We start from the raw sequence: 24,208 nt of genomic DNA, 5'->3' as shown, positions 1-24,208 counted from the left end.
TCAAGCAGCAGCGGATCCGGAGGCATCATCTCCCGCGCCTCCATTGTTCAAACGCGCTGCGGAAATCTCTCCAGCGGCCGGCCGCAGCCTGGTCGGTGTCGAGATCGTTCAGCGATTCAATGCGCAGGATGAAATGCATCTTCGTCTTGATGCGCTCGAAATCGGTGGCATCGGGCAGAGCGTGGCGCTCGATCAGGTATTGGCGGAAGGCCTGGTCGTTCTTGCACTTCATCGCGCATTCGGCGGCGTAGCGCTTCGGCTTCGGCTGGCTGCCGGCAAGCTCGTGATAGGCGCGGCGGCAGCGATCGAGGAGATCGAGCGTCAGTGCCGTCGCGTCGGCCGCGGCGACGATGAAGGTGATGAAGGCGGCCGGCGCATCGGCCGCGAAGGTGGCGATCGGCCGCGGCAGGTCGTCGGTCGGATCGCGCACCATCAGGCGGGTGGCCTCGCCGTCTGCCTCGGCCCACCAGTCGCGGCCGACCATTTCCAGCGAAAGCCGGATCTGCTCGAGCTTGCGCTTTTCCGCCTCGGTGGCCATCAGCAGTTCGCTGCCTCCGATGCGATGGTTACTGTCTTTAGCTTGAAGAAATCATCAGCGGCGACGGTCGCGTTGCCAAGGCAACTGGCCAGAGTCATGATGTTTTGGTCTGCGGATTTTCCCGAGTAGACAGCCATGAGGTGAGCGGCCGCAGTCAGGAGCATCATGACGCCTTCGGCTGGATCTTGGCCGGTTTCTTGGCAAATCGCCTTCGTCACGGCCTCGATCGCCAGGACCCGGTCTCGCGGGTCGGCGGTCACCTTCCCCTTTATTTCAATCTCCATGGCTCACCTCCGCTGCGGTGGCGAGGGCGTCGAGCACCAGGCGAGCCGACTGGTCAGCGCGGTCCTTAATGGTCATGTCCGATGAGAAAAGCGCGAACTTAAGTTCCTCGACAACCTTGCGCATGGCATCGCGCTCGATCCGCATGCTATCTGCGGCTGCCCGAGCAGCGTCACGGCTGCCCTCGGCTTCGCGACGGGCATGCCAGCACTCGTCGCGATCCTTCTTCATCCGCCCGATTTGTTCGAGGCGCGCATGCATGTCGCGATCGTGCTGAGCTTGAAGCTCGAAGACGCCGTTTTTTCGGTCGTCATCCCGGCGATTGAGTGCAACCGCGCCCCATCCCATACCGCCACGGCGGATATAAACGCAGGTGTTACCGAACCTGTCGTGGATGGCCTCAAGCTGACTGATCAGTTCCTCGATCTGGATCATGTGATCGTCGTCGCCCCCAGGTGATGGGGTGCCGAGAGCGTCAACCATGCCCTGCATGTCCTCGCCAAGGCTCTCGAACGAGTAGCCAGCATTCTGCTGCTTGATCCAATTCGCCATGTGTTCGATGTGATCGAGGGCAGTGCGAAGAGCGCGGCGCGGCGCCTCGGGATACACCCGTGCAATGCGTTCGTCGCGCTGGTGGATCATCATCGCGAGATTGGCAACGTCCAGGGCGTCGCCCTTTTCGACGTGGTCGCGCAAAAGCTGCGACAGATGCTCGTTCGAGCACTGGGCCTTGTCTTCCCAGCCGCCGCGTCCCTGCTCGCGTTTCCGTGCAAGTTTGCGCTTCATGAAGCCGGCGAACCTATCGACGGCCAGGTCGTCAGGATGAGCTTCAGGAACAATACCAGCCAGCGCATTTACCAGAGCAGCGATCAACCGGAATTCATCCCACGTGCCGATCGTGCCATAGGCGATCAGGCTGCTGCGGCCATAGAGCAACGGTTTTCCACGCTCCCCTTCGACGCGCCACTCTTGCGCCATTCCGAGAGGGGATGCAGCAAGCTTCTGATAGAGTTCCACTGCCGTGTCAGACAGGGCCACTACCACTTGATTGTCCTTTGTGTCGGTGCGGTTCATGCGATCTCCCTCGCGCTCTGGAACAGGATCGGCTGCTGGTCGCGCGGGATGCGGTGCTGGCCGCGGGCCATCGGGTGTTTCGGGAAGCCGTCCTTCGTCAGGCCGAGGCAGACGAGGTCGACGAGTTGCTGGCGGGCGCGGGACGTCAGCCATTTGTCACGGCCGCGGTAATCGCCGCCGGCGCCCCAGGCGGCCAGCATCGGCGTGTTCTGGTGGCGGGCGATGATGAAGGCGCGGTCGATATAGTCGTTGCAGCGCGGGCCGATGGAATCCGCAGCCTTCATCATCTCCGCCGGCGACGAGGAGCGCCATGCGTGCAGGTTGACGATCAGGATGCCGCCATAGCCCCAGAGTTTTGCAAACCAGATCAGCGCCAGCACGGTCGGGTCGTTGCGGGTGTGATCGGCATCCGATGGGTTGAGCATGCAGACGGTCAGGATCGGCCTCGCCGCATCCCAGACGCGGCGCAGCTCGTCGCGGTAAAGCGTGCAATCGGAGATGACGGCGCTCATCTGCATTGTGTGGAAAAGGTCGAGGGTCATTCGCGTTCCTTCCCGGTGATGACGAAGACGGCGCCGCTTTGCATGTGCAGCTCGACCTCGTCGCCGCGTTCGATCCTGGTGAAGATCGCCTCGAGGTCGCGCTCGGCGCTGTCGAGATAGGTTTCCAGCGTCGAAATCTTGGCGCGCAGCTCGGCGATGGTCACCGCCTTCTCCCGGCGCTCGGCCCTGCGGTCCGGATGATGGATGTTGACGTGGTCAGGCATCGCTTGCGGCCTCCTCGCTCGAAAGGAAGGTCTGGCTGTTCAGCGGCAGGCCGAAGAGGCTGTCGCCGGCTTCGACGATCGCGCCGTCGGACGAAGCGAGTAGCTTCATCGCCAGCTTGTCCGGAATGACCTGGTGCGGCTGCTCGAACCACCAGACGCGCCGTCCGTCGGTGAACTGCATATGGAGTTCGTCGCCGGCGCGGATCCGCGCGATCACCTGCTCGGGCTTCATCATCGGGCCTGCCTCGTCTTGTTCGCTACGATCGCCCGTTTGACGGCCGCCCGGGCGGCGATCAGCTGGCGCAGGTTTTCGGCGGCCTGGCGGATGGATTTGCGGGCGCGGAGCTGCGCCAGGCGGATGCGGTTCGGCTTGATCTCAAACCAGCCGCGCGCGGCATACATGAGGGTATCGAATTCCGGTTGGAGCGGTTGCGAGTCCCAGATCGGGAGCGGCCCCATCATCACCATGGCGCCGTGGCACCACAGATCGCGGAACATCTCCAGCACGGTGCACTGAACCGGATCTTGGCCCGAGCTGTAATAGTCTGGCTTATCCGGGCAGTTGAAACCGAAGAAGCAGATCAGGCCGGCCTGATGGTTCCACATCGACGGATGGTTCAGGGTTCCGTTCCAGGTGCCGCCATGCGTCCAGAGGGTGACGTCGGCAAGCTCGCCGAGCAGCTCGGGGATGCCGGGAACGACCTTGAGGAGGTCAGTGTCGAAGTCGTCGCACCACATGGGGCGCAGGGCGGGGCTCTGGTCCATCAGTTCGACCTCGCCTTGCGATATGCTGCCACCTCGGTAGCGTGGGCCGCGACCTGCGCCGGCAGCTGCTCGATTGTGATCTCCAGCGCCTCGGCGTGGTTTTCCAGGGGCATCATGGTGGCGATGATCGCGGCGCAGGCGCCCGAGCATGCGGCCATGGCCTCGACCTGGGTCAAGACGCCGGTGCGGACGCCGTTTGCCATCATTTCGACGATCAGGTCTCGGATCTGGATCTGGGCTTCCCTGCTCATATCAGCGATCCCCTGTTTGTGATTGGCGGCAGGACGGGCAGAAGTGCTGCCAGGCGCCGGCGTGGCGCTCGATCAGCCAGCGGGCGATCTTGGCGACGCGGGACGGCCTTATCGCGGGCGGCGCGCGGATCGGCGTCCATCACTGATTCCATCGCTGTCCGGCAGCTGTCGCAGGTGATGCGGGCCGTGCCGGCGGTGACGTCGGTCTTCAGCATCGGCCTTGCTCCCTGAGTGCGGCGACGAACATGCTGATAGCCGGAAGCGAAAACGGGCGATCGGCGACGCCGCCGTGATCGCCGGCGACGACGCGCCGGATGGTGACGATCTTGCCGGGCAGGGCGATCTTGCGCTGGCGCTGGGCAGTCAGCAGGGGGCGGCCGGCGAGCTTTCTGACATGGATGGTCATTGGCCGCTCCAGTTCCAAAGGCCCTGCAGGCCGCGCGCCGGGACGGGCGGTTCAAGCAGCTCGATGTCGAGCATCGGCCAGCCCCAATTGAAGGTGCCTTCGCGGTCGCTGTCATTGCCGGCGTCGTCGCCGAACTCGCGGGCGCATTCCTCGCCCGACTTCGGCTCGCCGACGGTGACCGTGCAGAGCACGTGGGCGAGCGGCAGGAAGGTCGGGACGGCGCTCTTCGGCTGCTCGAGGATGCGGTCGAGGAGGGGAATGGCGAGATCCGGCAACAGGCAGGCCCTCGGATTGCGCACGGTTTTCGTCAGGGCGATGCGCAGCGCCAGGACCTCGGCGCGCCGCATCGGCCGAGCGCCGGCGTGGATGGCGAGGCGCTGGCCGATCAGCGATTCCGGCGGGCGCCAGCCGCGAAATTCGTAGGGCTTTGCGCCGATCGCGATCAGCGACGTCCATGGCTGCCAGACCGTGAGGGCTTTCATCATCATCGGGAAACAACCTCCTGCAGCGGCGCGTTGGCGATCTCCAGCAGGATATCGGCATGGCAGGGCTCGCCCGGCTTGCACCAGCAGGCGAGGTTGAAGCCGCGCAGCGCCTTGGCGATATCGACGGGCGTCGGTACCGGATAGAGATAGCGGGTGTTATGCGGCCCGGTGGCCGATACCTCGGCCTTGTGGCAGGCGATGGCGAAATCGCGCGCTTCCTGCTTCGACGGGCAGCTCTTGACGATGGTGCGGTGGCTGCCGAAGACATCCCAGAGCGCTGGCTTGGCGATCGGATCCTTGCTGAAGGCATAATGATTGCCGAAAGGCGAGGTGCGATCGACCTTGATCGCGTCAAGGCCGTTGGCGGCCCTCGATGCGGCTTGCAGGTTGAAGCCTTTTTGGCGGGACAGCTGGATGCGGACGGGCGCGGTCATTGAACCACTCCCACCCGCGTCAACTGGCCTTTGCCATCGACGATCCTGAAGGTGAAGACGGTTTCGGCCTCCGACCACCAGCAGGCGTCTATGGCGTGAATGCCGGGTTCCAGGCCGCCGTCGTCGTTGACGACCAGCTCGCGCAGGCTCGGCTGCAGCGTGTCAGTGTCGTGATCGACGCGGAAGCAATTGGCTTTGGTCGGGATTTCTCGATCGGTTTCGAAGCTGCCGTCTTCGCGGACAACAAGCTCGAAGTCGCCGTAATATATCGATGCGCTGAACCTCACCACCTGACCGTCGACCAAGTGAAGGATGCCGAAACCCTCGTCCAGATCCTCATCCTGCTCCTCGACCGGCCGTAGCATCCAGCCGAGTTCGGCGTGGCGGCAGACGAAGGCGTTGGGATCTGTCTGCAGCGCCGGAAGCTCTTCATCCAGCCAATCGGAAGGGATCCATTTCATCTCGTCGCTCATTGGCCGAGGCTCCCTTCGCCGCGCTGCAGGCGTGCGGCTGCGAACATGCTGATCGGCGGCAGGCTGATAGCGACCCGGACGGTGCGGGCGGAGCCGCTTTTATCGGTGGCGGTGGCGGTGATGCCGACGATGATCTTGTCGTCGCGGATCTCGGTATCGGGAATTTCGGGAATGAGCCCGTGGCTGCGGCAGAAGACCCATGCGCAGCCGACCGTCCGGCCGTAGTGCCGATCGATGTCGGAATAGCTCATGCCGCTGCGCAGGAATTGCGCGACTGCCTCGACCGAGAACGGCTTGCGCTGCCCGGGCTCCGGCGCCACGGCGTCGACCAGGCCGAGCTCCGTCAGCTTTTCGCCAAGCGTCGTGCGGTGGACCTGGTAGCGCTTGACGATCTCGGAGCGCGTCAGGCCTTCGGCGACCAGCCGGCGCAGGGTCTCATCATCCGGAAGCTTCTTCGGTTTCGTCATTCTGCGGCCTCCTTGGCGAAATGGGCGGGTAGGGGCGGGTAGCCGTTGTGTTCGATGCCTGACAGCAGCCGGCCGGCGCGGGATTTGGTGACGCGGAACATGCCGATCGGCTCGCGCATGCCGTCGCAGCTGGGCTTCGCCTGGCGGCCGTCGACGTCGAGCCAGATGGCGTCGTTCGTCACCATGCTGCTTTCGGTGTGGCCGTTGTCATGGCTCGCAATGATCCAGTTGCCCCATTGCTTGAAGAGGAAGGGGGTATCGGAGATCTCGCACTGGTCGCGCAATGCGTATTGCCAATGCGGGTGCATCGGCCGGCAGCCTGAACCGCTTTCGCCGCCGCCAACCATCCAGCCGATGCGCTGGATTTCGTCGCAGGCGGTGAACTGGTGGCAGTTGCAGCAGGAGACATCGTAATCTCCCGTGTCGGCGATCTGGCTGGTGTGCTGAAGTTCGGACGAGCCTATCCAGCCGCAGTGCTCGCATTTCGTCATGAAGTATTCCGGCGCGATGAACTCATGGCCCTGCGGGCTTCGTGCGCGCCGGCCCGTGGGCAGCCATCGTTTCCAGTCGATCGGGCCGAGTGACGGCTCATTCGACACCCAGAGCAGGGCGGCCGGGATTTCGTGAAGGATAGGCAGGCGCTCGTCGGCGCGCTTCTGATCTTCGACCGAAACGCCGAGCCAGACGTTTGGCAGCGGCAAGTGGGGCCATATGCCCGGCGAAGGAACCGGCTCGGGCAGGTCGAGCTGGGCGGCGGAAATCTTGTATTGGCGCATGGGCGTCGTCAGATATTCTCGCATGCGCTCGGGCCGCTTGGTTAGAACCTGGAAGACGTGCTGGGGCGCCAGCGCCATGACGGCGAAGACCTTGTCGATCCACTCGTCCGGCACGCCCTCGGCGAAGAGATCGCCATGGGCGCAAACGAAGATCATCCGCGGACGCGACCAGGTGAGCGGCTGGGTCAGCCACTGCTCATTGAAGCGCACTTCGCCGGTCCAGACCGGGCCGGCCTTGCTGTCGCGGGTGAGGCCGGCGCGGCTGGGGTGATGCTGCAGGCGCGTTCCCGCCAGCTTCATGGCGTAGCAGTTGGTGCAGCCGGGGGAGACGATCGCGCAGCCGGTGATCGGGTTCCAGGTGGCGTCGGTCCATTCGATCTTGGTGCCGTCAGACATGGGCGCCGCGCTCCTTCTTGTTCTCCTCGCGGTAATGCGCGAGCAGCTGATCGCCGGCGGCGGCGTCGATGTGATCGAGATTGCGGAGCGCCCAGTTCAGACCATTGGCGAAGCCGCGAGCTTCGGCGCGCTGGTGATCAGCGATCTGGCGGCTGGTTGCCTTGATCTGCCGATCTTCGACAGCGGTCGTTACGGTGACGGCGAAAGCGCCGCGGGATTTCGGTTCGGCGGGGCAATATTGCACCATGCCAGGCTCGCCGGTGACCGGCACGGTGCGCCACCATTCCTGCCGGATGCTGCTGGTCTCGCTGACGTAGCGCTCGTCATATATGGCGTCGGCGCCGTTGTAGTAATTCGCCGCCTCCTTAAAATGATGTAGCGCGTAGTGGCCCCGCGCCCAATATCCCATCAGATCCCCGTCGAGGCCCCGGAGTTCTTCGATCTGAATGCCGTGGGTTCTCTCTTCGGCCCATTTAAAGCTGGCGAGATGAAGGTATTTGGTCAGCTCCTCACGCGTGATAAGGCGCATGTCAGGATGATCGGCTGGCGTTCGGCGTTCCTTGTCTGTCAATTCCTGCCAGAGGCGGTTGGCGAGCGTGTCAGTCATTACCATTCTCTTTCTGAAGCAGCGAGCCGGCAGCACGGACATGCCCAACAGTCAGTTTTGACTGAATGACTTTCGTCGCCAACTTTACCTTGATCTGGTAATCGTCAGGCGCTTCAGCGGTCCAAGTCGCGGCTTCACGGGCAAACGGGCGGATCACTTCCAGCGCCTCAGCGAGCTTGCGTTCGGCCGCCAGCGCACGTTCAAGCTGGTTCTCGGCAATCGAAAGGTTCTCCTGCGCCTCGTCTTTCCAGCTCACGCGCCATAACGGCGCAGCGCAATTTGGGCATTTGTCGCCGGGCGTATCCCGAGCTGTGACCGTTCCATCCGCCGCGTTGAGATTGGATTGCAGGAGGCGGAAGTTGCACTTTGGGCAGCGCCAGGCGCCGGGAACGAACTCTGAACGCAACCGACTGCCCGCTTGTGGCGTCACACTGGCGCGGCGCCGTTCGACCATGTCCGCGACTGCATCGAGGTCGTCACCCGTCATGCAGAAGTCCGCCGTCGGCTTGTCCGGGAAGCGAACGAGAACGGTAATCTTGGCGTCCGGTTTGAAGTTTTTGAGGATGGCGTCCATGTGTTCCTGGACGTTCTCGGCGACGCGCTGGAGCAGATCGGTCATGCTGCGCTCCTGTCGAAACGGACATGGCTGCCATCGGGGCAAACCATTTCAAGTTCATGGGGGGCGCGGCGGCATTCGGCTTCAGCCTCGGCGCGGGTGTATTTGCCGGCAGCAATGCGGTCGGTGGTATAGCCGGCATATTGCGAACGGTAATAGGACCTGTTGCCGCGCGACCAGATCATGAAGGTCTGCTCGCCGCCGAAGATGATCTGCTTCAGCCCCTGGGCGCGCTTGAAATCCATACGCTCGACGGCGATCGACAGCTCGCGCTCAAGAGCCTTCCGGCGATCGCGCTCATTGCCTTTTGTCCGAAGATCATTGGGCTGTGTGACGAACAACTCGATGCTGGATCTGTTGAAGAGCTCACCGCCGGCCACGACCCACCACATGTTATTGATATGGTAGTAAGCCGTGCCGCGGATGATCCGTCCCTTGTGGTCGGGCAACCATACGGTCTGGCCGTGCTGAAGCAGGCGGCCATCCTTGGTCTTGGCGTTATAATCGTATTTGCAGACGGGGCGGCCGAGATCCTTGTCGCTATGCCAGCTCTCTGCATAGCTTTTCTCGATCCGCTCCATGGGTGCCAGGTCCCGCTCGTCGCGCAACGAGACCTTCACCGGCGCGATCGTTTTCAACCAGGTGGTGACGCGTTTGAATTCGAGCCCGACGCGCAGTCTGTCGAGATAGGCCATGCGCTTGAGCTTATCGAAGTCATAGCGCCGGCCATTCTGGTTCGATTGCTTCGATGTCATGGACCAGAACTCAACCTCGATGGCGCGTCCGCTCAGTGAGATGGCGCAGCGCAACGTACCGCGTGCGCCGTCGCGGAAATTTGCGCTAATGCAGCGATGGCGCCTGTGCGTTTCCGGATTGCGCCTGATCGACCAGCCGCGAGCGCGCATATGCCGGATGAGCACCGCGTAAATCTCGGTCCGGAACGAAGCGTCTTGTGCGTTGTCCTGCCAGATCCCGACATGGGCATCATGAATGCGGACGTCGATGGGCGGTCTCATCAGCCGTTCCCCTTCACGCGTTTGACCTTCTTGATGATGCCGTCGTGCTGGTCGCCGGCGGTTTTGGTGGCGGCCTTGGTGTCGGCGGCAGTGACGTCGAGCTTGGTGCCGTCCTCGAAGTGTACGCGGAAGAGCGTGTCAGCCATGGGCGGCCTCCGGCAGGTAGCCGGCGTGGACGTTGATGGCGAGCAGCATCAACTCGGCGATGTCGGTGACCTCGGCGTCGGAGCGCTCGTGGTGCATGTCGACGACGAAGACCATGTTGCCGTCGGCATCGACGATCGTGCCGCAGTGGGTGGTGTCGTGGCGGAGCGGCGGGCGGATTTTGAGCGCGGCAAGCGCGCCGGAGAAGAGCGTCGAGGCGGTGACGGCTGCGCGCGGCAGCTGGGCGAGGGCGCTAGTGGCCATGGTGGCTGCCCTCCCGCTCGGAGATCGTCTTGGCGGCGGCATTGCGCAGCGGCCGGTCATCGGTGCGGCAGCCCCTGGCGTCGATGACCGAGATCAGAGCGTGGCACATGCTGATGATGACCTCATCGCTGACGAGGTCTGATGTGTCGCCCTGATCGAGCAGGATGACATTGGCGGCGTTCAGCTCCAGATTGGCGGAGGCCATGTTCTCCAGCGCCTTGGCGATGTAGTCGCGGCACTTCGCGTTCATCTCTGCCGTCACCATGTCGTCGATATCGCTGACGAGGCGCAGCGCCGGGCGCGGGCCGCGTGCGGGGAAATGCACGATCTCTGCCATGTCAAAAGCCCTCCAGGGCGTGAAACTGGGCGCGGTATTCGGCCCATTCGGGATAGTCGCGTTTGAGGGTGGCATCCTCGCCATCGACGAAGAGGCGAAGGAAGTTTCTCTGCCGGAAGAGATTGAGGCCGAGCGCGAACTCGATCGCGGCGGTGATATCCTTGTGGCGGCCGTTGTCCCGGCGGACGAGCCAGAAGAGCACGGCGATGATGACGGCGCCCTCCGCGATGGCGGCGATCAGTGCGGCATAGAGCCAGGTCATGGTTACACCCGCGCCGCGAAGCAGAAGGCGAACACGAAGGCGGTGAGGAGCAGCAGCACCGCTTCGGCGCGGCGCTGGGTCTTCACGCGCATGCGCATGCTGTCCAGCATCCGCTCTTCGAGATTGCGGCAGCTGTCATCGGAGGTCAGCATGTCGGCCAGGCTTATGCGGGCCGGCAGGAATGGTGTGAAATGGTTCATGGGAGTGCCCTTTGCATCCGTTTGGGAAACCGCCCCGTTTCCTGGTCGGGGCGGAGACCGAAACCGGATCCTCGGTTCAAGACCGAGGACTGGCTCAAGGCCGGGGACTCAGGCGGCGGCCGCGAAGTCTTCGGTGCGCAGCTGCTCGGCGACGGCGGGCGCCAGCGTTTCGATCTGCTCTTTGGTGAAGCCGGCGCGGATGAGATCGGTTTCGGTCTGGGCGCCGCGCTCGCGGTAGAGATCCAGCATCTCCGCCTTGATGTTGCGGACAGGCGCGGCTGGTGTCTTGGACTTGGATTTGCTTCTCATGATCTTCTCCTTGGGTCTCCCTTCTCCTGCGCCGCCCGCCGCCGGCCGCCAGGGTGCGGACCGGCGGCGTCTCTTGCGCGCCATCCAAGTGAGGGAGGATCACCGGACGAGATGGAAATTAAATCTACATTCGAACCGCGTCAATAGGCAGATAGAAATAAAATCTATGTTACTGATTCGACTCGACTCGTGGCGCGTTCTCAGGATTAATAAGAACCAAAGGAGAACGGCATGCAACTTTTGATCAGTGAGATATCACGGGAATTTGAGCTGCAGATCAGATGCGAGAACTGCAGGCGTGAGAGCACGAAGCTGGTTTGCGTGCCTCGAATTGATGACGCGCCCAGCGATGTAGAGGAACTACTGGAAAGCGGGCTGCTGGGAAATCTGCGCTTCTCATGCATTAAATGTGACAGCGCCATCGGACTGCTCGTTAGCGCGTCCCTCTGTCGTGTGCATGATGCCGGTGCTGACCGATCCTAAAAGGGCAGGTCGTTTACGACCCTTCTAACAAGGCCGATGATCTCGACAATAGTGCCTGTGTCGGCGGTTGGATCGCGCGGAACGACTATGGGTTTGTGCTTCGGGTTCGTCGATCGTGGGTGAAATTCTGTCCTGTCCTGGTAAAGCTCAATCTGCTTCACGGACCATTCGCGCGTCTGCCCTCCATCGCGTGTTCTCTCCACCACCACCACCATGCCGTCGCGCAATGGGGCTTCATGGGCAACATCTTCATAGGAAACGCAAACGACGCGATCTCCCGGCAGGATCGGCCGAGGCCGCAGCTCGTTCATTGAATCACCAGAGACGTCGAACGCCATCAGTCGAGCGCTCGGAAACCGATCGTCGGCCGGCAAGGATAGCAGTTCTCTTTCTGATTGGTCCATATCGTCAACTTCGCGGAATGTGCCCGCTTCGACCTTTCCGACGACGGCGACCGGCAGCAGTCGGCCTTCAATGGGGGCGGCCTCGACATCGCTGAGTTCAAGCCCGTCCCGCAACCACAGCGCTGATTTGCCAATCGCCGATGCGAGCTTCTGCATTTCTTCGCCGCGTGGCTGCTCAATCTTGCCGTTCAGATATTTGTTTATGTTCGCATAGGGAATACCCGCGCGCCGTGCAAGTTCCGCACCGCTCCAGCCGAGTTCCTGTCGCCGCTGATCAAGTCGCTTCCACCAAGTCATGAAACGCATATTAAATCCGGAATTATTTTCTGGTGTAGATTTCCCATGGCTTGAAGCTAGATTTAAAATCTAGTACAGGTGCAAACATGGAAGCGGAAATCACTGTCACAAAAATCATCAAAGAGGCGGGCGGCGTGGCTGCGGTCGAGCGAGCCTGCATCGATGCCGGCGTGGCTATCACCCGTGACGCGATCTACAAATGGCGCCTGACCGGCATTCCGGATCGGCATTGGCGCGTCCTGATTCCGCTGACGCCGTTCGGACCGGAGGAGTTCTACCGGGCCAATTGTGTGGCCCGTGACATTCCCTATCCCGAAGCGAACGAGGCCGCGGAATGATGCAGCGGCCAGAAACTCTTTCCCTGCGCTGCGAAGATAGCCATCGCCGCGCCGCCTCGCGCCGGACGGGCGGACCCCTGACGTCCGGCGCGCCTTCTCTTTGCGGCTTTGCCGCTTTGTACCAGTCGCACATCCAGTCATGCGGTCCCCCGTGATCTCTTGACGGCCTGAGTTCTCACATTTCCGAAGCGTTCCCGCCACGGGAATAACCCGCCGGAATTCCCGGCGCGGGAAACTGTTTTTGTTTTTTGGAGTCAAGGACATGGACGCATTTCTCTACCGCATCAAAGCGGCCCAGAGGGACCTGATCGAGCGCTGCGGCGGCATCATGCGCGTCGTCGAAAAGTCCGGCTATTCGAAGAGCGAAGTTGGTCGCTGGAACAACGGCTCGGAGCCCGACCTGATGCCCGTCGGCGCGATCGCCATGTTGGAGCGCGATTGCGGCCAGGCGCTGGTGACGGCGGTGCTCGCCGAAACCAACGGTCGCCGGCTGACGGATCCGGACGAGGCGCGGAAGGCCGAAATCAATGTGCTCACAAGCCATGCCGAGCTGATGCGGCATTCCGCCGAGGTCGCCAACGCGATTGCGATGGCGATCAGCGACGGCCAGGTGACGCCGGCCGAGGCGACGACGGTCGACCGGCTGGCGAGGGGTCTCGAGCAGGCAGCTTCTGATCTGAGGCAGGCACTAGCCGTGATCAAGGCTTCGGGCGGCGCGAAGGCCGGCCTGAAGATTGTGGGCGGCGAATGATGCGAGTGACCGAACCGGGGCTCAATCGCGACGGCCGCGTCCTGCTCTATCGGGCCGCGCGGTTTTTCGCGCGCCACGGTCGCGCCTTTCCGCTGACGCTCGACCGAGACAGGCACGGCGTCGAGACGGCGCTCGCCGGCGGCTATGTCGAGCGCCTTCCCGGCGACCCGCAGTTTGTGACCGTGACCGAGAAGGGTCGCGGCTATCTCGACGCTTTGATGAGGGCTGAATGATGAATGCTTCTGCTGCCATTTCTCCCGCTGTCGCGCTGCGCACCATAACGGCGCTCGACTTTCCCGATCTGCCGCGGGCCGATGTGCCCGAATGGATGCCGGAGGTTCGCCATGTCGATCCAGCCGAGCTCGTCGTCGACGAAGGTTATCAGCGCGGCCTGTCGGACCGCTCCATCCGGCTGATCCGCAAGATCGTTTCCGAATGGAGCTGGCTCGCCTTCAAGCCGCCGATCACCGTCGAGGTCGAGGGCAGGCTGCATGTGATCGACGGCCAGCATACGGCGATCGGCGCCGTCACCCACCGCGGCATTCCGCTGATACCGGTTCTCGTGGTCCGAGCCGAGGCTGTGGCGCAGCGCGCCTCGGCCTTCGTGCGCCACAACCGCGACCGCATCCAGGTGACCGCGACGCAGCTGCACGCCGCACTCGTCGCGGCCGGCGACGAGGATGCGCTGACGATGGCGCAGGTCTGCGAGCGCGCCGGCGTGACGCTGCTGAAGAACCCGCCGCCCTTCGCCAAGTTCAAGCCGGGCGACAGCATGGCGGTCTCGACGATCGCCTCGGTTATTTCGCGCCGTCATGCCAAGGGCGCCCGTGAGATCCTGGAGATCTGCGTCAAGGGGCGCGCGGCTCCCGTCAGCGCCATTCTGATCCGCGCCGTCGAGCACCTGCTGTTTGCCGGTGAATACAAGGGGCAGATCGAGCCTGACCGGATCTCGGCGCTGCTGCAGGCAATGCCCGCGCAGCTGGAAACCGAAGCCAAGCGATTCGCCGCCGAGCGCAAGATGCCGCTATGGCGCGCCACCGCCTCCGTGATCTTCATGAACCGGAGAAAAGCGCGTGGATGAGCTGGTCGATATCCTGCGGGCGGAGAACGAGACGCTGCGCGAGCGTATTCGGCAGCTCGAGGCTTTGCTGCTGCCCGAGGATATCGCCATCCCGCTGGAATGGGGGCTGCGCAATGCCGAGCGGCGGCTCTTTGCCGCCCTTACCACGCGAGAGATCGCCAACAAGGACCTGCTTTATGAGGCCCTCTACGGCGATCGGCGGGACCTTGATGACGAGATTGATGCCAACGTCGTCGAAAGCCACATGAGCAGACTGCGCAAGAAGGTGAAGCCCTTCGGCGTTGTGATCTCCGGCGAGCGCTTCGTGGGCTATCGGCCGCTCGATCGGCAGAAATACGGCCATACCCCCCCTGTTCCCGTAGCGATGAGGGTGGCGCGGCATGGATGACCTCGTCGACCTCCAGCGCGACCGCATCGAATTCCTCGAAGAGCGTATCCGCCAGCTCGAGGAGGCATTGATGCCTGCGAGCATTCCGGTGCCCGTCGAATATCAGCTGACTGCCAACGAGGCGCGCGTCTACGCCCATCTCGCCAGCCGCGATTTCGGGACGAGGCAATCGATCATGACTGCGCTTTACAGTGACCGGCTGGAAGAACCGGAGATGAAGATCGTCGACGTCTTCGTCTGCAAGATGCGCCGCAAGCTGAAGCCCTTCGGCGTGCGGATTGAGACGGTTTGGGGGCAGGGGTATCGGCTCGCGCGGCCGGAAATTTCAGAGGTGACGGCGTGAGCGACGATATGCCGATCACTATTTCCGTTTCCGGCGGTCCGTCGATCGAGACGACGCTTGGTGGCCTGAAGGCTGCGGCCGCGGCGCCGGCCACGGGGCTGATGCCGGTCGGCCGCGTCGACGCCTCGGATCTCGTCGCGACGGTCGAGCGCGCGCGGCAGCTGCTCGACGATGGCGACGTCATGGCGGCGCGGATGATTGCGTCGGCCGCTTACGACGAGGCCAAGGCGGCGGCGGGTTTCGCCAAGCGCTTCGATGCGGCCGAGCACCTGGTCGCGAAGGCGCGTCGACTGCAGGCCGACGCGCTGCTGATCGAGGCGCGCGCCAAGATCGGTTTGGCGAACGAGTGGGACGCAGCCAAGGAAAGCGGGCACACCCTGAAAGGGCGACCGAAAAGCGTTCCAGACGAGAACGCTTTTTCGGCTGAGGATGCCGGGCTAAGCCGGAAGGAAATCCATGAAGCCCGCAAGCTGCGCGACGCCGAGGCAAAGCAGCCGGGTCTCGTCGAGCGCGCGATCGAATCGCGCCTGGCGCAGGGCTTCGAACCCAGTCGCGCCAATTTGCGCGCCGCCGTCGGCACGGCCTCGGCCAGCAAGGAAGATCGCGGCGACAATTTCTATCAGACCCCTGTCCAGGCGACGCGGACGCTGCTTGCCTATGAAAGCTTCTCCGGCACGGTCTGGGAACCGTCCTGCGGGCACGGCGCGATTTCGCGGGTGCTGGAAGCTGCCGGTTACGAGGTGGTGATCTCCGACCTCGTCGACCGCGGCACGGTGACCCAGCATGGCGAGCTGCAGACGGTCGGTGATTTCCTTGCCACGGCGCCTGAAGAAGAAGGCGAGGGGCCTGATATCTTCAGCAACCCGCCCTATGGCGAGGTGCTGAACGATTATGTTGCGCATGCGCTGCGCGTGCACAAGCCGCGCAAGATGGCGCTGCTGCTCAATCTCAATTTCCTCTGCGGCTTTGCCGACGACGATCGCAACTTCGTCATGGACGAAAACCCGCCGGCGCGCGTCTACGTGTTCAAGCGCCGCCTGCCGATGATGCATCGCGAGGGCTATGAGGGGCCGAAGGCCTCGAGCCGGATGAACACCGCCTGGTTCGTCTGGGAGCGGCAGGATGACGGCAGCTATGGCGACACGACCGTCATCAAACGGGTCGACTGGAAGGAATTCGAGGAGGCGCAAGCTCTGCAGCCCGGCGCCGGCGGCAATATCGGCGATATCAACTTCGACGAGTTCAAGCGCGATACGCCGCGCAAGACGCTCGACGAGCGGGTCGAGGAAGAATTCGCCCGGGCCGTGACCTGGATGAAGCATATGGAGCCGTTCGACGTCGTGTCGTTCCGGCGCGGGGTCGGACTTCGGCCAAGCGTCGCCGAGGCGCTGATCGATGCCTTCTCCGCAAACGGCCTGATCGAACCTGCCGGCGACGGCGAATGGATGCCGACGGGCAAGGGCCTCAACCTGATCGCCACCGTCGGCGCCGTCGAGGCGGTGAAGCGCCTCAAGGCCGGTGAGCCATTGGCGGAGGTGCTGGCGTGAAGACAGTATCGATCCTCCCGCTCGTTTCTGACGCGCTGCGCGATGACGCTCCCGTTGCGATCGGGGTTTCTGGAGGCAAGGATAGCCAAGCTGCTGCCCTGGCGACATTTCGCTACCTCGACACAATCCGCCATAGCGGGACACGTATCCTCGTCCATAGCGACCTCGGCGTCGTCGAGTGGGACGATAGCCTGCGGACCTGCGAGGCGCTGGCGACATATCTTGGCGTCGAGCTGCTGGTGGTGCGCCGCAATGCCGGCGACCTGATGGAACGTTGGCAAGCAAGGTGGCGCTCCAGCGTCGAGCGCTACGAGCGGCTGAGCACGGTGACGCTGGTGCCGTGCTGGTCAACGCCTTCCATGCGGTTCTGCACCTCGGAGCTGAAAACCCATGTCATCCGCGCCGCTCTCAAGAAACTCTACGGCGGACGGCTAGTCATCAACGTGACCGGCGTCCGCCGGGATGAAAGCGCTGCGCGTTCCCGGTCGACCATCGCCGATAGAGAGGCGGAGCACCCGATTATCAATTGGCGACCAATCGTCGACTGGTCTGTTCAGGATGTCTTTTCAGCGATCGATGCCAGCGGCCTCGCGCCGCACCCCGCTTATCGCAATTTCGGAATGAGCCGTGTCTCATGCCGCTTCTGCATCATGTCGAATATTGCCGATCTGACGGCGGCTGCGGCCCAGCCGGAAAGCCACGATCTTTACCGGCGTATGGTGGCGCTGGAAACAGTCAGCAGCTTCGCATTCCAGGGCGCGCGGTGGCTTGGCGATATCGCGCCGCAGCTTCTGGATCCTTCAGCTGTGCGCGATCTCGCCGAAGCGAAGGTCAAGGCTGCCGAGCGCGTGCGCTTCGAGAAGTTCATTACCCCTGAGATGCTTTACGTGAAGGGCTGGCCGACACGGATGCTGACCGATTCAGAAGCGGACATCCTCGCGACGACGCGGCAGGCCATCAGTGGGATCTTCGGGTTCCGCTCCCAGCACCTCGATCGCGCCGGCATCCATGGGCGCTACGCCGAGCTTATTGCCGACAAGGCTGCTCGCGACGCGCGCAAACGGAAGGCGGTGCTTCATGACGCCTGATTTCTCCCCGGCCATGCTCAAGACGTTTCTCGCCATGCGCGTTGCAATGATGGTGCGGCTCGACTTCCCGTCGCTGCCGCGCAACGGCGAGAAGGCGGCGCTTGCCGATCTGCGCAAGCGCTCGCGGCTGACGCGTGACGAGTTCGAGCTTGCCTGCGACGGCCGGCTGAAGGCAGGCGTGGCGCGGGCGAAGATTTGGGCGGCACTCTGGATCGACCCCGCGAGCCTCGGCATTCGCCTGACGGACGACGGCAGACAGGAGGGCGGCGATGCAGCCTGAGATCGACCGTGCCCGCCTTGCCCGCGATGTTCGCCAGTGGCTTGCCGACAATCGCCTGACGACGCGGAGCGCGCCGCAGATCTATGCCGGGCTCAACCCGGCGATGATCTCGCGGGCCTGCAGAGAAAGCGTGCTTTCGGCGGCGAGCATGCTGGCGCTCTGCGCGGCAATGAAGCGCGATCCGACGGCCTACCTGACCTTCCTCGATAAGCGAAATCAAGCTGTTACAGCAAGTGTTCACCGTGAAACAAGAGGTGCGGCATGACCGTCGAACTGGGCAACTGGGTTCTGCCGCTCGGCGTGACTGTCGTCGCCTTCGGCTTCGCATTGGCGCTGGTGAAGGTGGCCGACGTTCCGGGATATGGCAGAACGGTCAACTATCTTTTCAATCTGCTGATCTTGTCGCTGGCGTTGATCGCCTCGCTCTCTTCCTGGCTGGTCTGGGCGGTGGTGATCCGATGAGCGATGTGCTGCCGATCATCGAAGGGTCGCTGGGTGCCGGGCCGTCCGACTGGGCGTCTTGGCTGCAGCGCTGCCCGCTCGGCATCATCCACCGCGAGCAGTCGACGATCCGCGCCATCCTGCAGCGGCACGGCTTTGGCCCTGGCATCGAGTACCTCGACGCCTTGCTCGCCTTTTCCAACGCAACACGACTTGCCGACGGCGGTTTTCCGCCGACGGTCGTCATGCCCGTGCACATGGCGGCCGGCGCAATGAGGGAAGCGGCGCGCGCCGCCCAGGGGGAAGTGTGAGATGAGGTTGGTTATTCTAGAAAGCCCCTATGCCGGCGACGTGCAGGCGAATGAAGCCTATGCGCGCGCCTGTGTGCGCGACAGCCTATCTCGTGGTGAGGCGCCAATCGCGTCACACCTGCTCTATACCCAGCCCGGGATTCTAAACGATCTTATTCCCGACGAGCGCGTTTGGGGAATCAACGCCGGCCTCGCTTGGGGCCGCGTCGCCGACGCCACCGTAGTCTACATCGATCGAGGCATATCCAGGGGTATGCAATTCGGGATCGACAGGGCGGCGGCGGAAGGGCGACCTGTTGAGCGGCGAAGCCTCGGAGGTGGCGCGATATGACGCCATGGAAGCGCAAAGAGGTGATCGGGGATTGCACACTATATCTCGGGGACAGCCGAGAAATCATACCCTTGATTGGAAACGTTACGGCGGTTTTGAGTGATCCGCCGTATGGCATCGCCTTTGTTCATGGGGGTAACGACAACACCGGCATCGGTTCCGGGCGATACGCGACAAAGTTCGCGAAGGTTGCAATCGAAGGAGATGATGCGCCATTCGATCCATCCCACCTTTTGTCTGTTGCTGACGAGTTCATCTTATGGGGTGGAAACCACTTCGCAGATAAGTTGCCGGCTTCCAGCCGGTGGCTGATATGGGACAAGCGCGCGGCTTCAGGGCACTCCAACGATTTTGCTGATTGCGAGATTGCGTGGACAAACATAAAGGGCGTCGCCCGTGTCTTCAGGCATCATTGGGATGGGATGATGAAGGCCTCAGAAAGAGGCCAGCCACGCGTCCACCCCACCCAAAAGCCAATCGCGCTCATGTCGTGGTGCCTCTCGTTCGTAGCGGGGGGGGGGCATTGTCATGGATCCCTATATGGGCTCTGGATCGACAGGCGTCGCCTGCGCCCAGCTGGGACGCCATTTCGTCGGGATGGAAATCGACGAAGGTTATTTCGAAATAGCGTGCGATCGAATTCGCGACGCATATCGGCAATCGGACATCTTCGGATGCATCCGGCCAGAAATCCAAGAGGCCCTGCCACTTCACCAAACTTCGCTATTCGGGGACGGTGAGCCGTGATCATCGAGCTACGCCCCGAACCCGACGACGGCCCGATTTCTTCCTATGCGCAAGGGCAGGGCACGCGGCTGCTGCTTGCGGCATTGGAGGCTCAATGAAGACGGCGGCAACCAGCGAACTGCAATGGCGTGACGAGATCTACCGGCAGCTCGCAAAGAGCGGCTCGGTCGATATCGGCGCCGTTTATCCGCCGCGCGCGCCTGGGCGGCTCTGGCGTTGGAGCGTCTGGGTGACGGAAAGCGGCACGGCCGCGAAGGGCACGGAACTGCGGGAGGACGCGGCGCGGCGCCGGGTCGTCGAGCGATTCCAGGGATTTCTGACAGCGGCGGGGCTGGCGCCGAAAAATCACCAGCCGGAATGAGACGAGGGCAATGACAATGGGAATTTTGACGCGCATGGCGGGATGCGCGGGATATGGCGGCGGCACATGAGCGGCGAGGCCACCATCCGCCGGGGCGTGCGCAATGCCCGCTATGCGGCGATACCAAACCATGTGTTCGAAGACGCGCGGCTATCGATGGAAGCGCGGTGGCTGCTGGGCTACCTGCTGTCGAAGCCTGACAATTGGACCGTCGTCATCGGCGACATCATCAAGAAGGGCAATTGCGGGCGCGATAAGGCCCGCAAGATGATCGCCGAACTCGTCGAGCTCGGTTATGCGGAGCGCGAGCAGACGCGCGACGATGGCAAGTTTGCGGCTTCGGTGCTGGTCATTTTCGACGAGCCGAAGGTAGGAATAAATTCGGAAAATATCGCGCAGGATCAATGTGTTGCATCTTTGCCGCAGACTGAAATTCCGGCGACGGCTTCACCGTCGACGGATTTGCCGTCGCCGGTAAAATCGGCACCTAGTAATAACTCAGATTCAGCAAATACTGAATCCTACCAAGAGAGAGGGGGCGTGCGCGAGATTTCGGAAGATGATCCGAAGTCCCTCCGAAAGCGGTTCCAGGCCCTCATTGTCGGCCGGCACAACAATCCTTGGCCCGATGTGCTCTCGTCGGCTCCGGAATGGGCGTTCCAACAGTTTGTAAGGCTCTCGCCGGAAGAGCGGCTGCGGGCTGAAGAACGCCGAGACGCTTACTTGGCGGCATGCCCGAAGCTGGCGTCTGGCGAGCACAAAGGAAATCCGAAGGCCGCGGCGCTTGGCGTTTATCTCCGGGACCGGATGTTCGACCTCGTCGACGCCATCGCGCCGCAGGTTGTCAGCCGGCAGGCCGAAAAGCGGCGGCAGGAGGAAAGTATTCCGGTCGCGCCGTTCGGGCCGATCTGGGCGGGGAAGCGTGCCCTGGCGTTGCTGAGCGGCGCGATTGATATCGATCTGCCAGCAAACCTGCTTGAGCTTGCAGTAGAAACCTACAATCGCCTGCAGCGCAGCAATGTATCGACCAAGGCTTGGCTCGATCATCGGGGCATCATCGTCGATGGGAACGAGCTTGTTTTCCCGGATGGCTATCGCGAGCAGGAGCGTCGGCGCCGGGAATGTGACGGCGGCTATCCGGAAGCGCATGCGCTCGACAAGCTCGCCAAGGAACGCGGTAGGGGCGCGGCCGATGCCCGCTTCACCATCCTCGCCGATCTCTGCGAGGCCGTGCCGGTCGGCTCGGAAACCTACGAGCGGTGGCGCTCCTATCACCAGCAGATGAACTGGCCGTTCGTTCCGGATCCGGGTGGCATGCGGGTGGTCTACTTCCCCAAGGGCGGGCCGGAGGGCCTGAGAGAATTCGAGATAGCCGCACGGGCGGCGCTGGGCATGGAGCGGGGCGATGACGATGCAGTTTAGGCGGGGTGATCTCGGTGGCGTGCTCGTCGTGAGCGCCGAAGTTTGGCTGAAGCGGAATAAGGTCGCAGGCGCAAATAGGCTGCATATCGATCACCTGAACATGGCTTCGAGGGGCGCGGTGATTCGGCTTGCAGGTACCCCGGAAGTGCCTAAGCCAGGCTGGTTCTGCCTGAGGGTTGCGACAGGACGCGAGATGGCTGTGGAAAAGGTATTGACGGCGGCCGATGTGGAATCACTAGTTGTGATGACGAACGAGGACAAGGTGGTGAAGCGTGGCCGCGTCTGCATCGTTCCTCCACGCCCTGTCATCCTCGGTTATGTGCTCGTTCATTGCTGCCCGATCGCCCAGGCGATGATGGGTCTGCTGCACGTAAAGGATGTCATTGACGTGGTAGGCGGTGCTATTCGTCCATACCGAGCCGATGCGGATTCGATCAGCCGATTCAAGAAGATGGCGGCAGACGGTAAGTACGATGCTAGCGCTCGGAAAGAGCGCAAGTTCGAGCTGAAGGAACAGGTGCGGATCACCGATGGACCATTCGCATCGTTCCCCGGGATCGTCGTGTCGATCGACAATGAGAAGGGTTATGTATCACTCGACGTGGACATCTTCGGCCGCCCGACTCCCGTGCAATTGATGCTTGATCAGATCGAAAAGATGTGATCAGAGTCCGAGCCGTGGACGATCCTAGATCCCAGCGTGGGCTTTGAGTCGGTGACCTGATCACCGGCAAACGATGCGAAAGCTTCGGAGCTGCTTACCGGTAGGACCCCGCTTTGACAGCCTCCTGATGAGGCATCGAGTCAAGGCCAGTGCCACTGCTATGAGATGTTGATGGGCGACCTTCGGGTCGCCTTTTGCGTTCTTGAGTATGGGGAAGATTCGCACGATCAGCACCACGCTCCGCACCATCGACACGCGCACCGTCATCCCTGAAAGCAAGAAGGCCGATGCCTTCTATCTGTCGCCGGAGTGGCGGGCACTGATGGCTGCGATCATCAAGGATCGTGGCAGGATCTGTGAGGATCCGCGCTGCGACGGCCGAACCCACAAGCCTAGCATGCGTGTCTTCGGCGATCACGTCGTCGAGCTCAAGGACGGCGGCGCACCTCTCGACCCGCGCAACGTCATGCTCCGATGTGGGGCATCCCATACCCGCAAGACCGCCGCGGCAAGGGCGAAGCGCCTCGCCGAGCGGTTCTGACCCCTCCCCATGGCCGCCGAGGCAGAGGGGGTAGGGGGTTTGAAAGTCCAGACCCCCTTTAGGCCCCTAACCGCATTGGTCCCATTCGCATCTTTTTTTTCTGATGGCTGACGATTTAGACCTCTTTGGCAACCCTTACCACTCAGCCGGTCGCGGGCAGGGAAGGCCGGAGCACGTCCCCACGGAAGAAAACATCATAAATGTCATGGTGTTACTGGCTTCCGGCATGAAGAACGGCGAAGTCGCAAAGATAGTCGGCCTCTCTACGCCGACTTTGCGCAAACATTATTTTCATTTGCTGAAGCAGCGCGACGTGATGGCTGCCCGGTTGAAGGGGCGCCTCCGGACGGCTCAGATCCAGCAGGGTCTCGGCGGAAACGCAGCCGCCCTCTCCGGTGCGCTCAAAATGTTGGACGCGGTGACTGCCGAAAAGGTGAACCGCGACATGCAGAGCAAGGCGGCCAACAAGCCGGTCGCGAAGGGCTATGTCTCGAAGAAAGAGCAGCGGCTTGACAATGCGCGAGCGATCAGTGGCGGGGGCCGTTATGCGGTGCCGGCCGGGCCGCGGCTGATCGCCAACAACGGCCAGCCGGTCGCGAGCGGCGACGAGACCTAAGGTGCAGTCCCAACACTAAGCGGGAGGCCGGACGTTCGATCCTCCCTCCGCAACCATTTCACAGAGGGGCCAAGGGCAAGCCGGTGATGACCGGTCGCTTCCGTGGCAAAGGCGGCACAAGGTGCCTGGCCCCGTTCCCCAAGAGCCGATCGCCGGCGCGCCATGAAGCCGGAAGGAAGTGCAGCGGAAAGCTAACCGCTCGCGCGAGGCACCAGAGCACCCAAGCCCGCTGTAAGCTCTCGGGGCCAAACGAGAGGCGGAGGTTTGCAAGCCTCCAAAACCCTCAAGAGGAAACAGAATGCGCATGATCCGAAGTCTCTTTTGCGCTGGCCTTGCCGTGATGGCGATCGGTCTCTGCGCAGCGATGCCTGCAGCCGCCGCGGTGCCGGTCGAGGTCAACGCGATTGTTCAGCCCCTCACGGCCAAGGAATATCCGGCCCCGAACATCGCCTTCGTTCACCAAGATGTCGCAGTGCTGCCGAGCGTCGTCACGCAGGCAACCTCAGGCGAAGGCTCCAGCCAAAGTTCCATCTTCGGCGCCAGCCATTCGTTTACAAAGTCCGCCATCGTCGAACCCTACAAGCACATCGACCCCGATATTGCCGGCTGAAAAATAGCAGGAGGCGAGACCCACCACGGCCTCGCCTCCGCCCACCTCGATGTTCATTTCTGCTTCCTCTGCCCGAGGGCGAAGATATCAACATCCTTGGGAGAGCGACATGGAAGCCGATGTGGAAGAGGCGCTTGAGGTCGCTGCAGGGCTTCGCCTGAAGTCCGAGGCCTTCTCTCGTCAAACTCCCGGCCGCCACGATGTCGCGGTCACCCGGAAAACCATCCTTCTCTTCCTCGAAAGCCTTGATGCGGAGCTTACCGTCGGCGAGCTGCGCGAACACCTTGATCAATAGG

The 24,208-nt window shown here is 62.6% G+C and carries 46 protein-coding genes; 21 read left to right on the top strand and 25 right to left on the bottom strand.

Annotated features, from left to right (window positions below):
• Positions 1-25: 25 nt before the first annotated feature.
• The 25 genes from AMK05_RS18530 to AMK05_RS18410 all read right to left on the bottom strand — a co-directional run bounded on the left by AMK05_RS18530 (position 26) and on the right by AMK05_RS18410 (position 12,061).
• Positions 26-538, bottom strand: coding sequence for a hypothetical protein (locus AMK05_RS18530; protein WP_064840592.1), 513 nt, complete (start codon positions 536-538; stop codon positions 26-28).
• Positions 538-822 (bottom strand): hypothetical protein, encoded by a 285-nt coding sequence (locus AMK05_RS18525; protein ID WP_064840591.1) that lies wholly within the window; start codon positions 820-822, stop codon positions 538-540. Before AMK05_RS18525 ends, AMK05_RS18530 begins: the two co-directional genes overlap by 1 nt.
• Positions 812-1,894, bottom strand: coding sequence for a hypothetical protein (locus AMK05_RS33465; RefSeq protein ID WP_082935690.1), 1,083 nt, complete (start codon positions 1,892-1,894; stop codon positions 812-814). The genes AMK05_RS18525 and AMK05_RS33465 overlap by 11 nt, the downstream gene beginning before the upstream one ends.
• Entirely contained in the window at positions 1,891-2,436 is a 546-nt protein-coding gene (locus AMK05_RS18515; protein ID WP_064840590.1) for a DUF1643 domain-containing protein, read from the bottom strand. Before AMK05_RS18515 ends, AMK05_RS33465 begins: the two co-directional genes overlap by 4 nt.
• Entirely contained in the window at positions 2,433-2,660 is a 228-nt protein-coding gene (locus AMK05_RS18510; RefSeq protein WP_064840589.1) for a hypothetical protein, read from the bottom strand. Before AMK05_RS18510 ends, AMK05_RS18515 begins: the two co-directional genes overlap by 4 nt.
• Positions 2,653-2,895, bottom strand: a complete 243-nt coding sequence (locus tag AMK05_RS18505; protein WP_064840588.1) for a hypothetical protein — start codon at positions 2,893-2,895, stop codon at positions 2,653-2,655. The genes AMK05_RS18510 and AMK05_RS18505 overlap by 8 nt, the downstream gene beginning before the upstream one ends.
• A complete protein-coding gene (locus AMK05_RS18500) occupies positions 2,892-3,425 on the bottom strand; it encodes a hypothetical protein (RefSeq protein WP_064840587.1) in 534 nt (177 codons plus the stop codon). Before AMK05_RS18500 ends, AMK05_RS18505 begins: the two co-directional genes overlap by 4 nt.
• Complete coding sequence (locus tag AMK05_RS18495; protein ID WP_064840586.1) at positions 3,425-3,676, bottom strand: hypothetical protein; 252 nt, start codon at positions 3,674-3,676, stop codon at positions 3,425-3,427. The genes AMK05_RS18500 and AMK05_RS18495 overlap by 1 nt, the downstream gene beginning before the upstream one ends.
• On the bottom strand, positions 3,673-3,891 hold the full coding sequence (locus tag AMK05_RS18490) for a hypothetical protein (protein WP_064840585.1): 219 nt from the start codon (positions 3,889-3,891) through the stop codon (positions 3,673-3,675). The genes AMK05_RS18495 and AMK05_RS18490 overlap by 4 nt, the downstream gene beginning before the upstream one ends.
• On the bottom strand, positions 3,885-4,082 hold the full coding sequence (locus AMK05_RS18485; protein ID WP_064840584.1) for a hypothetical protein: 198 nt from the start codon (positions 4,080-4,082) through the stop codon (positions 3,885-3,887). Before AMK05_RS18485 ends, AMK05_RS18490 begins: the two co-directional genes overlap by 7 nt.
• Complete coding sequence (locus tag AMK05_RS18480) at positions 4,079-4,570, bottom strand: hypothetical protein (RefSeq protein ID WP_064840583.1); 492 nt, start codon at positions 4,568-4,570, stop codon at positions 4,079-4,081. The genes AMK05_RS18485 and AMK05_RS18480 overlap by 4 nt, the downstream gene beginning before the upstream one ends.
• Positions 4,567-5,001, bottom strand: coding sequence for a DUF4326 domain-containing protein (locus tag AMK05_RS18475; protein ID WP_064840582.1), 435 nt, complete (start codon positions 4,999-5,001; stop codon positions 4,567-4,569). Before AMK05_RS18475 ends, AMK05_RS18480 begins: the two co-directional genes overlap by 4 nt.
• Positions 4,998-5,474 carry a hypothetical protein gene (locus AMK05_RS18470; protein WP_064840581.1) on the bottom strand — a complete coding sequence of 159 codons (477 nt, stop codon included), beginning with the start codon at positions 5,472-5,474 and terminating at the stop codon, positions 4,998-5,000. The genes AMK05_RS18475 and AMK05_RS18470 overlap by 4 nt, the downstream gene beginning before the upstream one ends.
• Complete coding sequence (locus tag AMK05_RS18465) at positions 5,471-5,941, bottom strand: hypothetical protein (protein ID WP_064840580.1); 471 nt, start codon at positions 5,939-5,941, stop codon at positions 5,471-5,473. Before AMK05_RS18465 ends, AMK05_RS18470 begins: the two co-directional genes overlap by 4 nt.
• On the bottom strand, positions 5,938-7,113 hold the full coding sequence (locus tag AMK05_RS18460) for a phage Gp37/Gp68 family protein (RefSeq protein WP_064840579.1): 1,176 nt from the start codon (positions 7,111-7,113) through the stop codon (positions 5,938-5,940). Before AMK05_RS18460 ends, AMK05_RS18465 begins: the two co-directional genes overlap by 4 nt.
• On the bottom strand, positions 7,106-7,720 hold the full coding sequence (locus AMK05_RS18455; protein ID WP_064840578.1) for a hypothetical protein: 615 nt from the start codon (positions 7,718-7,720) through the stop codon (positions 7,106-7,108). Before AMK05_RS18455 ends, AMK05_RS18460 begins: the two co-directional genes overlap by 8 nt.
• Positions 7,713-8,339, bottom strand: a complete 627-nt coding sequence (locus AMK05_RS18450) for a hypothetical protein (RefSeq protein ID WP_064840577.1) — start codon at positions 8,337-8,339, stop codon at positions 7,713-7,715. The genes AMK05_RS18455 and AMK05_RS18450 overlap by 8 nt, the downstream gene beginning before the upstream one ends.
• Entirely contained in the window at positions 8,336-9,352 is a 1,017-nt protein-coding gene (locus AMK05_RS18445; protein ID WP_064840576.1) for a hypothetical protein, read from the bottom strand. The genes AMK05_RS18450 and AMK05_RS18445 overlap by 4 nt, the downstream gene beginning before the upstream one ends.
• Positions 9,352-9,498 (bottom strand): hypothetical protein, encoded by a 147-nt coding sequence (locus AMK05_RS35285; protein WP_190237332.1) that lies wholly within the window; start codon positions 9,496-9,498, stop codon positions 9,352-9,354. The genes AMK05_RS18445 and AMK05_RS35285 overlap by 1 nt, the downstream gene beginning before the upstream one ends.
• Positions 9,491-9,760, bottom strand: a complete 270-nt coding sequence (locus AMK05_RS18440) for a hypothetical protein (protein ID WP_064840575.1) — start codon at positions 9,758-9,760, stop codon at positions 9,491-9,493. Before AMK05_RS18440 ends, AMK05_RS35285 begins: the two co-directional genes overlap by 8 nt.
• Positions 9,750-10,097: a hypothetical protein gene (locus tag AMK05_RS18435; protein WP_064840574.1), complete on the bottom strand. Its 348-nt coding sequence runs from the start codon at positions 10,095-10,097 to the stop codon at positions 9,750-9,752. Before AMK05_RS18435 ends, AMK05_RS18440 begins: the two co-directional genes overlap by 11 nt.
• Position 10,098: 1 nt before the next feature.
• Positions 10,099-10,359: a hypothetical protein gene (locus AMK05_RS18430; protein ID WP_064840573.1), complete on the bottom strand. Its 261-nt coding sequence runs from the start codon at positions 10,357-10,359 to the stop codon at positions 10,099-10,101.
• Between the two features lie 2 nt (positions 10,360-10,361).
• The gene (locus tag AMK05_RS18425) at positions 10,362-10,559 is read right to left on the bottom strand and encodes a hypothetical protein (protein WP_064840572.1); all 198 of its coding nucleotides are present in this window, start codon (positions 10,557-10,559) and stop codon (positions 10,362-10,364) included.
• Between the two features lie 108 nt (positions 10,560-10,667).
• Positions 10,668-10,868, bottom strand: a complete 201-nt coding sequence (locus tag AMK05_RS18420) for a hypothetical protein (protein WP_064840571.1) — start codon at positions 10,866-10,868, stop codon at positions 10,668-10,670.
• A gap of 479 nt (positions 10,869-11,347) precedes the next feature.
• Positions 11,348-12,061: a LexA family protein gene (locus AMK05_RS18410; protein ID WP_237352142.1), complete on the bottom strand. Its 714-nt coding sequence runs from the start codon at positions 12,059-12,061 to the stop codon at positions 11,348-11,350.
• Positions 12,062-12,138: 77 nt separating this feature from the next.
• Here AMK05_RS18410 and AMK05_RS18405 point away from each other — a divergent pair, with 77 nt between their 5' ends.
• From AMK05_RS18405 to AMK05_RS18310, 21 genes are all read left to right on the top strand, one after another.
• A complete protein-coding gene (locus tag AMK05_RS18405; RefSeq protein WP_064840569.1) occupies positions 12,139-12,390 on the top strand; it encodes a hypothetical protein in 252 nt (83 codons plus the stop codon).
• Positions 12,391-12,652: 262 nt separating this feature from the next.
• Entirely contained in the window at positions 12,653-13,141 is a 489-nt protein-coding gene (locus AMK05_RS18400; RefSeq protein ID WP_064840568.1) for a hypothetical protein, read from the top strand.
• Positions 13,138-13,374, top strand: coding sequence for a hypothetical protein (locus tag AMK05_RS18395; protein WP_237352141.1), 237 nt, complete (start codon positions 13,138-13,140; stop codon positions 13,372-13,374). Before AMK05_RS18400 ends, AMK05_RS18395 begins: the two co-directional genes overlap by 4 nt.
• On the top strand, positions 13,371-14,222 hold the full coding sequence (locus tag AMK05_RS18390; protein ID WP_237352139.1) for a DUF6551 family protein: 852 nt from the start codon (positions 13,371-13,373) through the stop codon (positions 14,220-14,222). The genes AMK05_RS18395 and AMK05_RS18390 overlap by 4 nt, the downstream gene beginning before the upstream one ends.
• Entirely contained in the window at positions 14,215-14,610 is a 396-nt protein-coding gene (locus tag AMK05_RS18385; protein WP_064840567.1) for a helix-turn-helix domain-containing protein, read from the top strand. Before AMK05_RS18390 ends, AMK05_RS18385 begins: the two co-directional genes overlap by 8 nt.
• Positions 14,603-14,953, top strand: coding sequence for a winged helix-turn-helix domain-containing protein (locus tag AMK05_RS18380; RefSeq protein WP_064840566.1), 351 nt, complete (start codon positions 14,603-14,605; stop codon positions 14,951-14,953). The genes AMK05_RS18385 and AMK05_RS18380 overlap by 8 nt, the downstream gene beginning before the upstream one ends.
• Positions 14,950-16,500: a hypothetical protein gene (locus AMK05_RS18375; RefSeq protein ID WP_190237331.1), complete on the top strand. Its 1,551-nt coding sequence runs from the start codon at positions 14,950-14,952 to the stop codon at positions 16,498-16,500. Before AMK05_RS18380 ends, AMK05_RS18375 begins: the two co-directional genes overlap by 4 nt.
• Complete coding sequence (locus AMK05_RS18370) at positions 16,497-17,588, top strand: phosphoadenosine phosphosulfate reductase domain-containing protein (protein ID WP_064840565.1); 1,092 nt, start codon at positions 16,497-16,499, stop codon at positions 17,586-17,588. The genes AMK05_RS18375 and AMK05_RS18370 overlap by 4 nt, the downstream gene beginning before the upstream one ends.
• Entirely contained in the window at positions 17,578-17,868 is a 291-nt protein-coding gene (locus AMK05_RS18365) for a hypothetical protein (RefSeq protein ID WP_064840564.1), read from the top strand. The genes AMK05_RS18370 and AMK05_RS18365 overlap by 11 nt, the downstream gene beginning before the upstream one ends.
• Positions 17,858-18,133, top strand: a complete 276-nt coding sequence (locus AMK05_RS18360; protein WP_064840563.1) for a hypothetical protein — start codon at positions 17,858-17,860, stop codon at positions 18,131-18,133. The genes AMK05_RS18365 and AMK05_RS18360 overlap by 11 nt, the downstream gene beginning before the upstream one ends.
• Positions 18,130-18,330 (top strand): hypothetical protein, encoded by a 201-nt coding sequence (locus tag AMK05_RS18355; RefSeq protein WP_064840562.1) that lies wholly within the window; start codon positions 18,130-18,132, stop codon positions 18,328-18,330. Before AMK05_RS18360 ends, AMK05_RS18355 begins: the two co-directional genes overlap by 4 nt.
• On the top strand, positions 18,327-18,620 hold the full coding sequence (locus AMK05_RS18350; protein ID WP_064840561.1) for a hypothetical protein: 294 nt from the start codon (positions 18,327-18,329) through the stop codon (positions 18,618-18,620). The genes AMK05_RS18355 and AMK05_RS18350 overlap by 4 nt, the downstream gene beginning before the upstream one ends.
• A 1-nt stretch (position 18,621) precedes the next feature.
• On the top strand, positions 18,622-18,951 hold the full coding sequence (locus AMK05_RS18345) for a DUF7768 domain-containing protein (protein ID WP_064840560.1): 330 nt from the start codon (positions 18,622-18,624) through the stop codon (positions 18,949-18,951).
• Positions 18,952-19,479: 528 nt separating this feature from the next.
• Complete coding sequence (locus AMK05_RS36230) at positions 19,480-19,698, top strand: DNA methyltransferase (RefSeq protein ID WP_082935689.1); 219 nt, start codon at positions 19,480-19,482, stop codon at positions 19,696-19,698.
• Positions 19,699-19,792: 94 nt separating this feature from the next.
• Positions 19,793-20,059: a hypothetical protein gene (locus AMK05_RS18340; protein ID WP_064840559.1), complete on the top strand. Its 267-nt coding sequence runs from the start codon at positions 19,793-19,795 to the stop codon at positions 20,057-20,059.
• Positions 20,060-20,125: 66 nt separating this feature from the next.
• On the top strand, positions 20,126-21,481 hold the full coding sequence (locus AMK05_RS35605; protein ID WP_064840558.1) for a helix-turn-helix domain-containing protein: 1,356 nt from the start codon (positions 20,126-20,128) through the stop codon (positions 21,479-21,481).
• Positions 21,465-22,145: a transcription termination/antitermination protein NusG gene (gene nusG, locus AMK05_RS18330; RefSeq protein ID WP_064840557.1), complete on the top strand. Its 681-nt coding sequence runs from the start codon at positions 21,465-21,467 to the stop codon at positions 22,143-22,145. Before AMK05_RS35605 ends, nusG begins: the two co-directional genes overlap by 17 nt.
• Positions 22,146-22,353: 208 nt before the next feature.
• On the top strand, positions 22,354-22,686 hold the full coding sequence (locus tag AMK05_RS18325; protein ID WP_064840556.1) for a hypothetical protein: 333 nt from the start codon (positions 22,354-22,356) through the stop codon (positions 22,684-22,686).
• Positions 22,687-22,789: 103 nt separating this feature from the next.
• The gene (locus AMK05_RS18320; RefSeq protein ID WP_064840555.1) at positions 22,790-23,302 is read left to right on the top strand and encodes a hypothetical protein; all 513 of its coding nucleotides are present in this window, start codon (positions 22,790-22,792) and stop codon (positions 23,300-23,302) included.
• A gap of 298 nt (positions 23,303-23,600) precedes the next feature.
• Positions 23,601-23,912 carry a hypothetical protein gene (locus AMK05_RS18315; RefSeq protein WP_064840554.1) on the top strand — a complete coding sequence of 104 codons (312 nt, stop codon included), beginning with the start codon at positions 23,601-23,603 and terminating at the stop codon, positions 23,910-23,912.
• Between the two features lie 109 nt (positions 23,913-24,021).
• Complete coding sequence (locus tag AMK05_RS18310) at positions 24,022-24,207, top strand: hypothetical protein (RefSeq protein WP_064840553.1); 186 nt, start codon at positions 24,022-24,024, stop codon at positions 24,205-24,207.
• Position 24,208 lies beyond the last annotated feature (1 nt).

It is taken from the genome of Rhizobium sp. N324, assembly GCF_001664485.1.
Classification (GTDB): domain Bacteria; phylum Pseudomonadota; class Alphaproteobacteria; order Rhizobiales; family Rhizobiaceae; genus Rhizobium.
Note: the sequence above shows the minus strand (reverse complement) of the source record. Positions and strands in the feature narration are given on the sequence as shown.